A 12,433-nucleotide genomic window follows, 5' to 3' on the forward strand; every position below is an offset into this window, starting at 1 on the left:
TCCGTACGCTGCCGTTCGACCGCAGCGGCGAGGAGGACCTGGGATTCCGGGCCTTCGGTTCACTGGGCGGCGCGGCCGGCGGCTCCTACCCGGCGCAGCACACCGGGTACACCGGAAGCTGGCAGCAGGTCGGCCCGGTCCGGCACCACCTGCCGGCCGCGCTGCCACCGGCGCCGCGCCGGGGCCTGTAGCCCGGCGCAGCAGTCCTCACGGGGCCACCTCGGCGAGTCGTCGCCGCAGGTGGCCCCGTTCGCTCGGGGTCCCGGCGAGGTCCGGGGCCCGGCGGTGGGCGTCGGCCGCCCCGGGTCGCCGGCCGAGCCGGTGCAGCAGCTCGGCGCGGGCGGCGTGGTACGGGTGGTGGGCGGCCAGCCGCTCGCCGCCGGCGAGGGCGTCGGGCAGGGCGGGCCCGGCGGCGGGCCCGTTCCGGAAGGCGACGGCGACGGCCCGTTCGGGGGCGACGGCCGGGGACGGGGTGAGGGCGAGCCGCACGTCGAAGAGGGCGGCGGTCCGCGACCGGTAAGTGTGCGCGGTGTCGGCCGGCTCGTCGTGCGGGGCGGCGACGGCCCCTGTCGCCTGGCCCATCGCGGCGTGCGGCTCGGCGCCGCACACCATGACGGCGAACGGGGAGCGCCCGGATCGACAGCGGCGCGGAGACTCCTCTCGGCGGCGGATCACCCGGGGGATCCGCCGCCGGAGGGTCACTTCTTGCGGCCGCGCTTCTCGCGGACCCGGACCGAGATGTGGATCGGGGTGCCGTCGAAGCCGAACTCCTCGCGCAGCCGGCGCTCGACGAAGCGGCGGTAGCCGTGCTCCAGGAAGCCGGAGGCGAAGAGCACGAACCGCGGCGGCTTGGTGCCGGCCTGGGTGCCGAAGAGGATGCGGGGCTGCTTGCCGCCGCGGATGGGGTGCGGGTGGGCCGCGACCAGCTCGCCGAGGAAGGCGTTGAGCCGGCCGGTGGGGACGCGGGTCTCCCAGCCGGCGAGCGCGGTCTCGATGGCCGGGACCAGCTTCTCCATGTGGCGGCCGGTGCGGGCGGAGACGTTCACCCGGGGCGCCCAGGAGACCTGCTGCATCTCGGTCTCGATCTCGCGCTCCAGGTAGTATCGCCGCTCCTCGTCCAGGGAGTCCCACTTGTTGTACGCGATGACGAGCGCGCGGCCCGCCTCCACGGCCATGGTGATGATCCGCTGGTCCTGTACCGAGATGGACTCGGAGGTGTCGATGAGGACGACCGCGACCTCGGCCTTCTCGACGGCGGCCGCGGTGCGCAGCGAGGCGTAGTAGTCGGCGCCCTCCTGGAGGTGGACGCGCTTGCGGATGCCGGCGGTGTCCACGAACTTCCAGGTGGTGCCGCCCAGCTCGATCAGCTCGTCGACCGGGTCGCGGGTGGTGCCGGCGGTGGCGTCGACCACCACCCGCTCCTCGCCGGCGACCTTGTTGAGCAGGGAGGACTTGCCGACGTTGGGGCGGCCGATGAGGGCGATGCGGCGGGGGCCGCCGACGGCCGTGCCGAAGGTCTGCTCGGGGGCCTCGGGCAGGGCCTTGAGGACCTCGTCCAGCAGGTCTCCGGTGCCGCGGCCGTGCAGGGCGGAGACCGGGAAGGGCTCGCCGAGGCCGAGGGACCAGAGCATGGCGGCGTCGGCCTCGGCGGAGGGGCCGTCGACCTTGTTGGCGGCGAGGACGACGGGCTTGCCGGCCCGGCGCAGCAGCTTGACGACGGCCTCGTCGGTGTCGGTGGCGCCGACGGTGGCGTCCACCACGAAGACGACGGCGTCGGCGGCCTCGATGGCGAACTCGGCCTGGGCGGCGACGGAGGCGTCGATGCCGAGGACGTCCTGCTCCCAGCCGCCGGTGTCGACCACCTTGAAGCGGCGGCCGGCCCATTCGGCCTCGTAGGTGACGCGGTCGCGGGTGACGCCGGGGCGGTCCTCGACGACGGCCTCGCGGCGGCCGATGAAGCGGTTCACCAGGGTCGACTTGCCGACGTTGGGGCGGCCGACGACGGCGAGGCGGGGCAGCGGGCCGTGCCCGGCCTCCTCGATCGCGCCTTCGACCTCCTCGGCGTCGAAGCCCTCCTCGGTGGCGAGCTCCATGAACTCCGCGTACTCGGTGTCGCCGAGTGCTCCGTGGTCGTGCTGGTCGTTCATGAAGTCCGTTCCTCGTTCTTCTTCGTCGTCGGCGGGCGGCGGATGTCCGGCCGGCCCGCGGTCCAAGTCTGGCTCAGCGCCCGGTGAGGCGCCTGGCGTTTTCCAGATGGGCGGTCAGCCGCTCCTGGATGCGCACGGTGGCCTCGTCCAGGGCCGTGCGGGTGCGCCGCCCGCTGCCGTCGCCCGCCTGGAAGGCGTCCCCGAAGACGACGTCGACGCGGCTGCGCACCGGCGGCAGCACCCGGGTGACCCGGCCCCGCCGGTCGGTGGAGCCGAGCACGGCGACGGGCACGATCGGGGCGCCGGAGCGCACGGCGAAGTACGCGAGGCCGGCCCGCAGCGAGGCGAAGTCGCCGGTGCCGCGGGTGCCCTCGGGGAAGATGCCGAGGACGCCGCCGCGGCCCAGCACGTCCAGCGCGCTGGTGACGGCGGCGCGGTCGGTTCCGGAGCGGTCCACCTTGAGCTGGCCGATGCCGGTGAGGAAGGCGCCGAGCGGGCCGACGAACGCCTCCTTCTTGATCAGGAAGTGCACCGGACGGGGCGCGGTGCCCATGAGCATGGGGCCGTCGAGGTTGTGCGCGTGGTTGACGGCGAGGATCACCGGGCCGGCGGCGGGGACCCGCCAGGCGCCCAGGACGCGCGGCTTCCACAGGCCGTACATCAGCCCGATGCCGATGCGCCGGCCGGTCGCGGCGCCCCGGGCGGAGGGTCTGGCGGCTGCCGCGGGGGTGCCGGGCGGTGTCATCCGGCGGCCCGCTTCTCCTCGACGAGGGTGACGACGCACTCGATGACCTGCGACAGGCTCAACTCGGTGGTGTCGACCTCGACGGCGTCGCCGGCCTTGGCGAGGGGGGAGGTCTTGCGGCTGGAGTCGGCCGCGTCCCGCCTGATCAGGGCCTCACGGGTGGCGGTGACGTCGGAGCCCTTCAGCTCGCCGGAGCGGCGGGCGGCGCGGGCCTCCGGGGAGGCGGTGAGGAAGACCTTGAGGTCGGCGTCGGGGAGGACGGTGGTGCCGATGTCCCGGCCCTCGACCACGATGCCGTCGGCGGCGGCCGCGGCGATGGAGCGCTGGAGGTCGGTGATCAGGGTGCGCACCTCGGGCACCGCGCTGACCGCGCTGACCTTCGCGGTGACCTCCTGGGTGCGGATCGGCCCGGCGGCGTCCAGCCCGTCCACGGTGATGGTGGGGTGGTCGGGGTCGGTGCCGGAGACGATGACCGGCTTGCCCGCGGCGGAGGCGACGGCGGCGGGGTCGTCGGTGTCCACGCCGTGGGACAGCATCCACCAGGTGATGGCCCGGTACTGGGCCCCGGTGTCCAGGTAGCGGAGGCCCAGCTTGGCGGCGACCGCCTTGGAGGTGCTCGACTTGCCCGTGCCGGAGGGGCCGTCGATGGCGACGATCACTGACTGCACGGTGTTCCTCACTTCGCGGTCTGATGGCGGGCGCCGCTGCTCTACGGCCCCCGCACCAGGTTACCGACTGCCGCGCACCGCTCTCGCCACCCGTTCGGCCCAGCGGCGGGGGCCGCGGGGGCGGGCCGTCACTGCCGCAGCGACCAGCCGCGTTCGCGGAGGGTCTCGGTGAGCGCGGGGACGGAGGCGGGCACGACCATGAGCTGGACCAGGCCGGCCTGCTGGCCGGTGGCGTGCTCGATGCGGACGTCCTCGATGTTGACGCCGGCCCGGTCGGCGTCGGCGAAGATCCGGGCCAGTTGTCCGGGCTGGTCGCTGATCAGCACGGTGACCGTCTCGTAGGCGGCGGGGCCGCCGCCGTGCTTGCCGGGCACCCGGGCGCGGCCGGCGTTGCCGCGGCGCAGCACGTCCTCGACGCCCAGGGCGCCGTCGTGGCGCTTGTCCTCGTCGGCGGACTGGAGAGACCGCAGCGCGCGCACGGTGTCGTCCAGGTCGGCGGCGACCCCGGCGAGCACGTCGGCGACCGGGCCGGGGTTGGCGGCGATGATCTCCACCCACATCCGGGGTTCGGAGGCGGCGATCCGGGTCACGTCCCGGATGCCCTGGCCGCACAGCCGGACGGCCGTCTCGTCGGCGTCGGCGAGCCGGGCGGCGACCATGGAGGAGACCAGGTGCGGGGTGTGCGAGACCAGGGCGACGGCCCGGTCGTGGGCCTCGGCGTCCATGACGACGGGCACCGCCCCGCACAGCGCGACCAGCTCCAGGGCCAGGTTGAGCACCGAGGTGTCGGTGTCCCGGGTGGGGGTGAGCACCCAGGGGCGGCCCTCGAAGAGGTCGGCGGTGGCGGCGAGCGGGCCGGAGCGCTCCTTGCCGGACATCGGGTGGGTGCCGATGTAGGAGCTGAGGTCCAGGCCGAGCCCGGCCAGCTCGCGCTGCGGGCCGCCCTTGACGCTGGCCACGTCGAGGTAGCCGCGGGCCGCGCCGCCGCGCATGGCCTCGGCGAGGGTGGTGGCGACGTACGCCGGCGGTACGGCGATGATCGCCAGGTCCACCGGTCCGTCCGGGGCGCCCTCCGCGCCGGCGCCGCGGGCGGCGGCCGTGCGGGCGGCGGCGGGGTCGTGGTCGACCAGGTGGACGGCGACGCCGCGCGCGGTGAGCGCGAGGGCGGCGGAGGTGCCGATCAGCCCGGTTCCGATGACGAGCGCGGTTCTCACTGGGCGATGTCCTTGCGGAGGGCGGCCGCCGCGCCGAGGTAGACGTGCGCGACGTCGGGCTTGGGCAGGTCGGTCTCGATGTGGGCGAGGATCCGCACGACGCGCGGCATGGCGCCGGCGATGTCGAGTTCCTGGGCGCAGATCAGCGGCACGTCGGTGATGCCGAGGCCGCGCGCCGCGACGGCCGGGAAGTCGCTGTGCAGGTCGGGGGTGGCGGTGAACCAGACGCTGATCAGGTCGTCGCCGGTCAGGCCGTTGCGGTCGAGTACGGCGGTGAGCAGCTCGCCGACCATCTCCCGCATGTGCTCCGCGTCGTCCCGTTCCAACTGGACCGCTCCGCGGACCGCTCGTACCGCCACCTCAGACTCCTTCACGATGTGCCGCGCGCCCCTGACTCGGCGCTCAGCCTAGTCAGCCGGGCCGCCCGATCCCCAGCGGGCGGCCGTCGGCGTCCCGGCGCAGTTCCGCGACGTCCACCACGGCGTCCGCCGGGACCTCCCCGTACACGTGCGGGTGGCTCCGCCCGTCGGCGTCCTCCCAGCGGACCTCGGCGGCGAGCCGGCCGGGGTCGATGGTGAGGACGAGCAGCGGGCCGGGGGCGTCGCGGTAGCGGGCGGCCGCCACCGCCAGCACGGCGGCGTGGTCGCCGGAGCAGTGCACGAAGCCCTCGGCGGCGAGCGAGCCGGGGCGGTAGGCGGCGCCGGGCGCGGGCGGCCACTCGGCGGCCGGGACGAGGTGGAAGATCACCGCTCCAGTATCCCGCCGCCGGTGTCAGCCGGGTCCTCGGGCGCGCCCAGCGCCGAGGCTCTGCGGGCGCGGTACAGGAAGTCCGCCACCGCCCGGGTGTCCGGCTCGGCGGGCAGCGGGGAGCCGTCGAGTGCGCGGTCGGCCTCCTCCGCAAGCCTCGCCATCCACGCGTCGGCCTCGGACCAGGCGGTCTCGCCCCGGCGCACCGCCAGCAGCCTCTCCCGGTCCGCCCCCACCTCGACGACCAGCTCGCCGGTGCGCAGCAGATCCCGGCAGCTTCCCAGCAGCCGCAGCAGGTGCATGGCGTGCTTCCAGCGGGGCGCCCCGTGCCGCCGCACGTCAGCCTCCAGCTTGCGGCGCTGCGCCACCGCGTACCGCACGAAGCTGGTGTGCGCCCGCCGGGACAGGAACGCCCCGCGCAGCGCCAGCAGTTCACGGCCGGTGGCGTCGGCGTGCTCCACCAGCGGGGAGTGCAGGCACTCCAAGATGTTCGGGTCGGCCCGCAGCGCCAGCTCGCAGAAGCGTTCCAGTTCCCAGCTGAACTGCTCCTCGCCGGGTCCCGTGACATGCGTCGGCGGCTTGGCGAAGCGCCATTGCAGGGCGGTCGGCGCGAGGAACACCCCGCGCCGGTCGGTGTCGCTGCCCTCGACGGCCAGCCCGAACGCCCGCGAGCCCATCACGCAGGCGTAGACGGTGTGTTCGCGCACCAGCCAGGCCCCGTCGGTCCCGCTGTCCCGGCTGTCCCCGCCGTCCCCGTGCGCCATGGCGCAGACCCTACGCGCGGTCCGCCCGCCGCCGCCGGCCGGCCCGCCCCGCTCAGTCCTCCGCCGCCGCTCCGCGGGCGCGGCCGGGGCCCTCGGCGCGGACCCGGACGACGAAGTCGTGCAGGGCGTCGAAGGCGGTCGGCGCGTCGGGGAGCGCGGTGGCCGCCTCGGCCTCGGCGAGCACGGTGTGCAGCGCCTCGGTGTCGGCGTGGACCCGCTCGCGCTCCACCCCGTCGGCGGGGCCGTGTTCGGCGTCGGCCTTGGCCGCGATGAGTTCGGCCAGGTAACCGGGGGCGGGCACGGCGCCGAGCAGGCTGGGCAGATGGGCCTCCACCTCGCCGGTGCGCATCAGGTGGATGCCGGTGAGCAGCGCCCGGAAGGTGTAGAGCAGCGGCTTGAGTTCGCCGGTCCGGTGAAACAGCCGCCACTGGGTGGCGGCGAACCCCCGGTAGTGGTGGGCGTGGTGGGAGGTGAGCACGCCGGGGGCGAGCGCGGCCAGCTCGGCGTGGGCCTCGGTGGTGTGGGCGACCAGCGGGGAGAGCAACTGCTCCAGGACGTAGCCGTTGCGCCGCAGCATCAGCGTGGCGAACTTGCGCAGGTCGTGGCTGACCAGGTCCATCTCCACGCCGTCGCGGTCCTACATCCGCTCCCTGGTCTCCTCGGGCGCGCGCAGCCCGGTGAGCGCCGCCACCGGCAGCAGGTGCACCCCGCGCAGGTCCACGTCCGAGTCGCGGGACGGGAAGCCGTAGAGGTGTGCGCCGGAGACGGTGGCGAACAGCAGCGGGTCGGGCTGCTCGGCGACGACGGAGGCCAGGTCGGGGAGGTCCACGAGTGCGGTCATGCGATCAAGAGTCCCAGAGCGCGCCGAGGGTGAGGAGCTCGCTGCGGTACTCGATCCGCTCGGCCCACTCCCGAGGCCAGGCGGCCGCGCCCAGGTGCGCGCCGGCGAAGGCGCCGGCCAGGCAGGCGATGGAGTCGGAGTCGCCGGAGGTGCAGGCGGCCCGGCGGATGGCGGTGACCGGCTCCTCGGGGAAGAGCAGGAAGCACAGCAGCCCGGTGGTCAGCGCCTCCTCGGCGATCCAGCCCTCGCCGGTGAGCAGGCAGGGGTCGGACTCCGGGTTGGCGGTGCGCACGGCCGCGTCCAGGGTCTCCAGGGCGGCCAGGCACTCGTCCCAGCCGCGTTCGATGAAGTGGGCGGCCGACGGGTCCTGGCTGTGGGTCCACAGGTCGCCGAGCCAGGACTCGTGGTAGCGGGAGCGGTTGTCGTACGCGTAGGAGCGCAGCAGGCCGACCAGGCCGAGCGGTTCGGCGCCCTGGGCGAGCAGGTGCACGGCGTGGGCGGTGAGGTCGGAGGCGGCGAGCGCGGTGGGGTGCCCGTGGGTGAGGGCGGCCTGCAACTGGGCGGCGCCGGCCCGCTGGGTGTCGCTCAGGCCGTGGACGAGCCCGACCGGGGCGACCCGCATGTTGGCTCCGCAGCCCTTGGAGTGGATGCGGCTGGCCTGCTGCCAGGGCACGTCGCCGGCCAGCGCGTCGCAGGCCTGCATGCAGGTCTGGCCGGGGGCGCGGTTGTTCTCCGGCGAGCGGTACCACGCGACGTACTCCTCGCGCAGCGGCCGGGTGAACCGCAGCGGGGCGAGCGGGCCGCGGGCCTGGGCGGTGCGCAGCGCGCGGGCGACGGCCAGGGTCATCTGGGTGTCGTCGGTGACGATCGCGGGGGTGGGCAGCGCCATCTCCCGCCAGGGCCCGACCTTGCGGAAGATCATCGGCAGGTCGCTGAACTCGGTCGGGAAGCCGAGGGCGTCGCCGAGCGCCAGCCCGGTCAGCGCCCCGGTGGCGGCCTGCTTGACGGCGGTACGCGGCCGGGCGGAGCCGGTGTGCTCGGTGGTCATCTCATCGTCCCCGTTCTCTCGGTGCTCAGGGCCGCGGCAGCGGCGGGTGGAGGCTCTTCGTGCTCAGGGCCGCAGCAGCGGCGGGTGGAGGGCGGTGGCGCCGCCCGCGCGGTAGAGGGCGGCCGGTTTGCCGCGGCCGCCGGTGAGCCGGGGCGGTCCGTCGACGGCCTGGACGAAGCCGGGCGTGGAGAGGACCTTGCGGCGGAAGTTGGGCCGGTCAAGCTCGACGCCCCACACCGCCTCGTACACCCCGCGCAGCTCGCCGAGGGTGAAGAGGGGCGGGCAGAAGGCGGTGGCCAGGCAGGTGTACTCCAGCTTCGCGCCGACCCGCTGCCGGGCGTCGGTGAGGATGGCGTCGTGGTCGAAGGCGAGCGGCCCCTGCGTGCCGTACGGCAGCCACTGCGCGTGTGCCGCGTCGCCGCCGCCGCGCGGCTCGGGCAGGCCGGGGCCGAGTGCGGTGTAGGCGACGGAGACCACCCGCATCCGGGGGTCGCGCCCGGGGTCGCTGTAGGTGGCGAGCTGCTCCAGGTGCAGGCCGGCGGCGGTGGCCTCGGAGAGCCCCGTCTCCTCGGCGAGTTCGCGGCGGGCGGCGGCCCCGGCCGACTCGTCGGGCCGTACGAAGCCGCCGGGCAGCGCCCAGTCGCCCTGGTAGGGGGCCTCCCCCCGGCGCACCAGCAGCACGTGCAGCCGGCCCTCGCGCAGGGTGAGGACGGCCAGGTCCACGGTGACCGCGAACGGCGGGAAGGCGTGCGGGTCGTACCCGGCGGGCCCGGTCATCCGCGGCGTCCGACCGGAAGGCCGGTGCGGCCGGTGCGCCGCACCGGCGCGGCGTCGGAGCCTGGGCCACCCCCGTGGGTCCAGGTCCGCCGGCCGTACGGGTCCGCGAGGTGCACACCGGCCTCCTTAAGAGTCAACTTGACTATAAATGGCGGCGCGGGCCTGCCGCAAGGGCCCGGCGGGTCGGTCCGCCGGACCCCCGAGATCCGGTCACCCCGGCGGGCGCGCGGTGTGGTCCGGGTGGCCGCGGGTGCGGCGGGACTCCTTCATCTCGGCCTCGAACAGGTGGTCGCGGCCGGCCGCCAGCTCGTCCACCAGGCGCCGCTCCAGCTCCGCGAACGGCCGGTAGTAGGTGCGGTTGTACGCCTCGACGATCTGGAAGGTCCAGTGCCCGGGGATGACGTTGCGGCCCAGCACCTCCCGCTCGACCTCGTCGGCGGCCGCACCGTGGCCGGCCTCGCGCAGCAGCTTCACCGCGCGGTCCAGCTCCAGGTCCGCCCCGCCGGTCAGCTGGTGGAAGTCGTACAGCGCGCCGCGGGCCCGCTCGGTGGTCTCCAGCGCCTTGGACAGCGCGCCCAGCGCCTCCACGGTGAGGTCGCTCACCCCGGCGGGACGGCGGTGCGCGGGGTCGGGGCGGTCCACCGGGGCCGCGGGCTGCTCTTCGTTCGGTTCGTCGCTCACGAGGCACGCTGTACCCGCACCGGCCCCGGACCCACCTCCGGACGCGCCGGGAGCCCGCGGCCGTCACACGGTCGCGGGCTCCCCGACGGGGGGTCGGGCCGCTACAGGCCGACCTCCTTCATCAGCATGCCGACCTCGGTGTTGGTCATCCGGCGCAGCCAGCCGGACTTCTGGTCGCCGAGCTGGATCGGGCCGAACGCGGTGCGCACCAGCTTCTCCACCGGGAAGCCGGCCTCGGCCAGCATCCGGCGCACGATGTGCTTGCGGCCCTCGTGCAGCTCCACCTCGACCAGGTAGTTCTTGCCGGTCTGCTCGACCACCCGGAAGTGGTCGGCGCGGGCGTAGCCGTCCTCCAACTGGATGCCGTCCTTGAGCCGGCGGCCGACCTCGCGGGGCAGCGGGCCGGTGACGGCGGCGAGGTAGGTCTTCTTCACGCCGTACTTGGGGTGGGTGAGGCGGTGGGCCAGCTCGCCGTGGTTGGTGAGCAGGATGATGCCCTCGGTCTCCGTGTCCAGCCGGCCGACGTGGAAGAGCCGGGTCTCCCGGTTGGTGACATAGTCGCCCAGGCACTGGCGGCCGTCCGGGTCCTCCATGGTGGAGACCACGCCGGCCGGCTTGTTCAGCGCGAAGAACAGGTACGACTGGGTCGCCACGGTCAGCCCGTCGACCTTGATCTCGTCGTGCTCCGGGTCGACCCGGGTGCCCTGCTCCATGACGATCTCGCCGTTGACCTCGACGCGGCCGGCGTCGATCAGCTCCTCGCAGGCTCGACGGGAGCCCATGCCGGCCCGGGCCAGCACCTTCTGAAGCCGCTCGCCCTCCTGCTCGCCGAACGTCTTCGGGGTCTTGACCTGCGGCTTGTTCGCGTACCGCTCGCGGTTGCGCTCCTCGGCACGGGCGTCGTACTCGCGCGAACGCCCCGGGGCGGTGCGCGGGCCCCGGCCGCGCGGCGCGCTGCTGGGCTGCTTGGGACCGCCCTTCGCGCCGCCGCGGGCGGAGGCGCCGCGGCCCTTCTTCGGACCGCCGGCCCCGCCGTCGGCGGGGCCGCCGACGTCGTAGCGGCGCTCCTCGGGCCGGGGATTGCGGGGCCGGCCGCCGCCCTGCGGGCCGTCGTCCCGGCTGTTGCCGGCGCCGCGGTGGTTGCCGCGGCCGGTGTTGCCACGGCCGGCGCCACCGCTCCCGCCGCGTCCGCTGTTACCGCCGCGTCCGGCGTTGCCGCCGCTGTTCCTGCCGCTGCCGCTGCTTCGCATCAAAAGTCCGTCGTCTTGTCGTCGTCTTGGTGGTACTCGGGTCGTGCCGTCTCCGGGGCGTCCGGATCGAACGACATCACCCCTTCCCGGGTCTCGGCCTCGATCGCCTCCGCCTCGGGGAGGAAGGGCGCGAGCTCCGGGAGCTCGTCCAGGCCGCGCAGGCCCATCCGCTCCAGGAAGTAGTGCGTCGTCCCGTACAGGATCGCACCTGTGCCGGGTTCCGTGCCCGTCTCCTCCACCAGGCCCCGCTGGAGCAGGGTGCGCATCACGCCGTCGCAGTTCACCCCGCGTACCGCCGAGACCCGCGAGCGGCTGACCGGCTGGCGGTAGGCGACCACGGCCAGGGTCTCCAGGGCGGCCTGGGTGAGCCGGGCCTGCCGGCCGTCCAGCACGAAGTTCTCCACCGCCGGGGCGTAGGCGGGGCGGGTGTAGAAGCGCCAGCCGCCGGCGACCGGCCGCAGCTCGAAGCCGCGCCGCTGGGCGTCGTACTCGTCGGCCAGTGCGCGCAGCGCGTCCGCCACCTCGCGGCGGGTGCGGCCGAGCACCGAGGCCAGGTGCTCCTCGGTGGCCGGTTCGTCCACCACCATCAGCACGGCCTCCAGCGCGGGCCGCAGCTCCAGGGACTCGACGGCGTCGGTCGCCTCCGCCTCCATCACTCCACCTCTTCCGGCGTCCGGTCGAACTCGTCGGTGACCAGCGGCGCCCCGTCCTCGGCCCCGGTCCAGCGCACGGTCAGGTCGCCGAGCGCGGCGTCCTGCTCCAGGTCGACGGCCCGGTCCCGGTACAGCTCGAGGAGGGCCAGGAAGCGGGCCACCACGGTCAGGGTGTCCGGGGCGTCGGCGGCCAGCGCGGCGAAGCTCAGCTCGCCGTGCGTGCGCAGGCGGGCCACCACCAGCTCGGCCTGCTCGCGGACGCTGACCAGCGGGGCGTGGATGTGGTCCACGTACACCTGCGGCTTGGCCTTGGGCTGCATGGCCTTGACGGCCAGCTCGGCGAAGCGCTCCGGTCCGATGCCGAGGATCACGTCCGGCAGCAGCTCGGCGTGGTGCGGCTCCAGTCCGACGGTACGCGGGTGGCGGCGGCCCTCGCCGCCCATCCGCTCGTCGAACAGGGCGGCGACCGCCTTGTACGCGCGGTACTGGAGCAGCCGGGAGAACAGCAGGTCGCGGGCTTCCAGCAGGGCGAGGTCGGCCTCGTCCTCGATCTCGGCGGCGGGCAGCAGCCGGGCCGCCTTGAGGTCCAGCAGGGTGGCGGCGACCACCAGGAACTCGGTGGTCTGGTCGAGGTCCCCGTCCGGCCCCATGGCCCGGATGTGCGCCATGAACTCGTCGGTGACCGTGGACAGGGCCACCTCGGTGACGTCCATCTTGTGCTTGGCGATGAGCTGGAGCAGCAGGTCGAAGGGCCCTTCGAAGTTCGCCAGCCGCACGGTGAAGCGCCCGTCGCCGACAGACTCGGCCGCCGGCACGGGGGCCGCGGACAGCCCGGGGGCCGGTTCCGGCTCGGGGGCCGGCAGTTCCGGTACGGGCGGGGGCGGCGGTTGCGGTACGG

At 74.9% G+C, this 12,433-nt stretch carries 14 protein-coding genes and 2 pseudogenes; 1 reads left to right on the top strand and 15 read right to left on the bottom strand.

Annotated elements, in window-relative coordinates; all coding sequences use genetic code 11:
* Window positions 1-191: pseudogene (locus C6N75_RS19520) on the top strand (hypothetical protein); the annotation flags it as partial.
* Between the two features lie 16 nt (window positions 192-207).
* Here the strand turns inward: C6N75_RS19520 and C6N75_RS19525 are convergent.
* The 15 genes and pseudogenes from C6N75_RS19525 to C6N75_RS19600 form a co-directional block, all read right to left on the bottom strand.
* Window positions 208-612 (bottom strand): RNA polymerase sigma factor, encoded by a 405-nt coding sequence (locus C6N75_RS19525; protein WP_105870203.1) that lies wholly within the window; start codon window positions 610-612, stop codon window positions 208-210.
* Between the two features lie 86 nt (window positions 613-698).
* Window positions 699-2,147: a ribosome biogenesis GTPase Der gene (gene der / locus C6N75_RS19530; protein ID WP_105870204.1), complete on the bottom strand. Its 1,449-nt coding sequence runs from the start codon at window positions 2,145-2,147 to the stop codon at window positions 699-701.
* Window positions 2,148-2,220: 73 nt separating this feature from the next.
* A complete protein-coding gene (locus C6N75_RS19535) occupies window positions 2,221-2,931 on the bottom strand; it encodes a lysophospholipid acyltransferase family protein (RefSeq protein ID WP_407703245.1) in 711 nt (236 codons plus the stop codon).
* Window positions 2,889-3,572, bottom strand: coding sequence for a (d)CMP kinase (gene cmk / locus C6N75_RS19540; protein WP_105870206.1), 684 nt, complete (start codon window positions 3,570-3,572; stop codon window positions 2,889-2,891). Before cmk ends, C6N75_RS19535 begins: the two co-directional genes overlap by 43 nt.
* A gap of 116 nt (window positions 3,573-3,688) precedes the next feature.
* On the bottom strand, window positions 3,689-4,774 hold the full coding sequence (locus C6N75_RS19545; protein WP_105870207.1) for a prephenate dehydrogenase: 1,086 nt from the start codon (window positions 4,772-4,774) through the stop codon (window positions 3,689-3,691).
* Entirely contained in the window at window positions 4,771-5,133 is a 363-nt protein-coding gene (aroH, locus tag C6N75_RS19550; protein ID WP_105870208.1) for a chorismate mutase, read from the bottom strand. Before aroH ends, C6N75_RS19545 begins: the two co-directional genes overlap by 4 nt.
* Window positions 5,134-5,185: 52 nt before the next feature.
* Window positions 5,186-5,521: a DUF952 domain-containing protein gene (locus C6N75_RS19555; RefSeq protein ID WP_105870209.1), complete on the bottom strand. Its 336-nt coding sequence runs from the start codon at window positions 5,519-5,521 to the stop codon at window positions 5,186-5,188.
* The gene (locus tag C6N75_RS19560) at window positions 5,518-6,285 is read right to left on the bottom strand and encodes a nucleotidyltransferase domain-containing protein (RefSeq protein WP_105870210.1); all 768 of its coding nucleotides are present in this window, start codon (window positions 6,283-6,285) and stop codon (window positions 5,518-5,520) included. Before C6N75_RS19560 ends, C6N75_RS19555 begins: the two co-directional genes overlap by 4 nt.
* A 52-nt stretch (window positions 6,286-6,337) precedes the next feature.
* A pseudogene (locus C6N75_RS19565) lies at window positions 6,338-7,126 on the bottom strand (nucleotidyltransferase domain-containing protein).
* Between the two features lie 4 nt (window positions 7,127-7,130).
* Complete coding sequence (locus tag C6N75_RS19570; RefSeq protein ID WP_105870211.1) at window positions 7,131-8,174, bottom strand: ADP-ribosylglycohydrolase family protein; 1,044 nt, start codon at window positions 8,172-8,174, stop codon at window positions 7,131-7,133.
* Between the two features lie 63 nt (window positions 8,175-8,237).
* Window positions 8,238-8,951, bottom strand: coding sequence for an NUDIX hydrolase (locus C6N75_RS19575; protein ID WP_105870212.1), 714 nt, complete (start codon window positions 8,949-8,951; stop codon window positions 8,238-8,240).
* Window positions 8,952-9,161: 210 nt separating this feature from the next.
* On the bottom strand, window positions 9,162-9,632 hold the full coding sequence (locus C6N75_RS19585; protein WP_256106732.1) for a hypothetical protein: 471 nt from the start codon (window positions 9,630-9,632) through the stop codon (window positions 9,162-9,164).
* Between the two features lie 101 nt (window positions 9,633-9,733).
* A complete protein-coding gene (locus C6N75_RS19590) occupies window positions 9,734-10,882 on the bottom strand; it encodes a pseudouridine synthase (RefSeq protein ID WP_105870213.1) in 1,149 nt (382 codons plus the stop codon).
* Window positions 10,882-11,535: an SMC-Scp complex subunit ScpB gene (gene scpB, locus C6N75_RS19595; RefSeq protein ID WP_105870214.1), complete on the bottom strand. Its 654-nt coding sequence runs from the start codon at window positions 11,533-11,535 to the stop codon at window positions 10,882-10,884. The genes C6N75_RS19590 and scpB overlap by 1 nt, the downstream gene beginning before the upstream one ends.
* Window positions 11,535-12,433: segregation and condensation protein A (locus C6N75_RS19600; protein WP_105870216.1), on the bottom strand; the 899-nt coding region annotated here is incomplete at its 5' end. The genes scpB and C6N75_RS19600, both read right to left, overlap by 1 nt.

This window comes from Streptomyces solincola, from assembly GCF_002982015.1.
GTDB classification, from domain to species: domain Bacteria; phylum Actinomycetota; class Actinomycetes; order Streptomycetales; family Streptomycetaceae; genus Streptomyces; species Streptomyces solincola.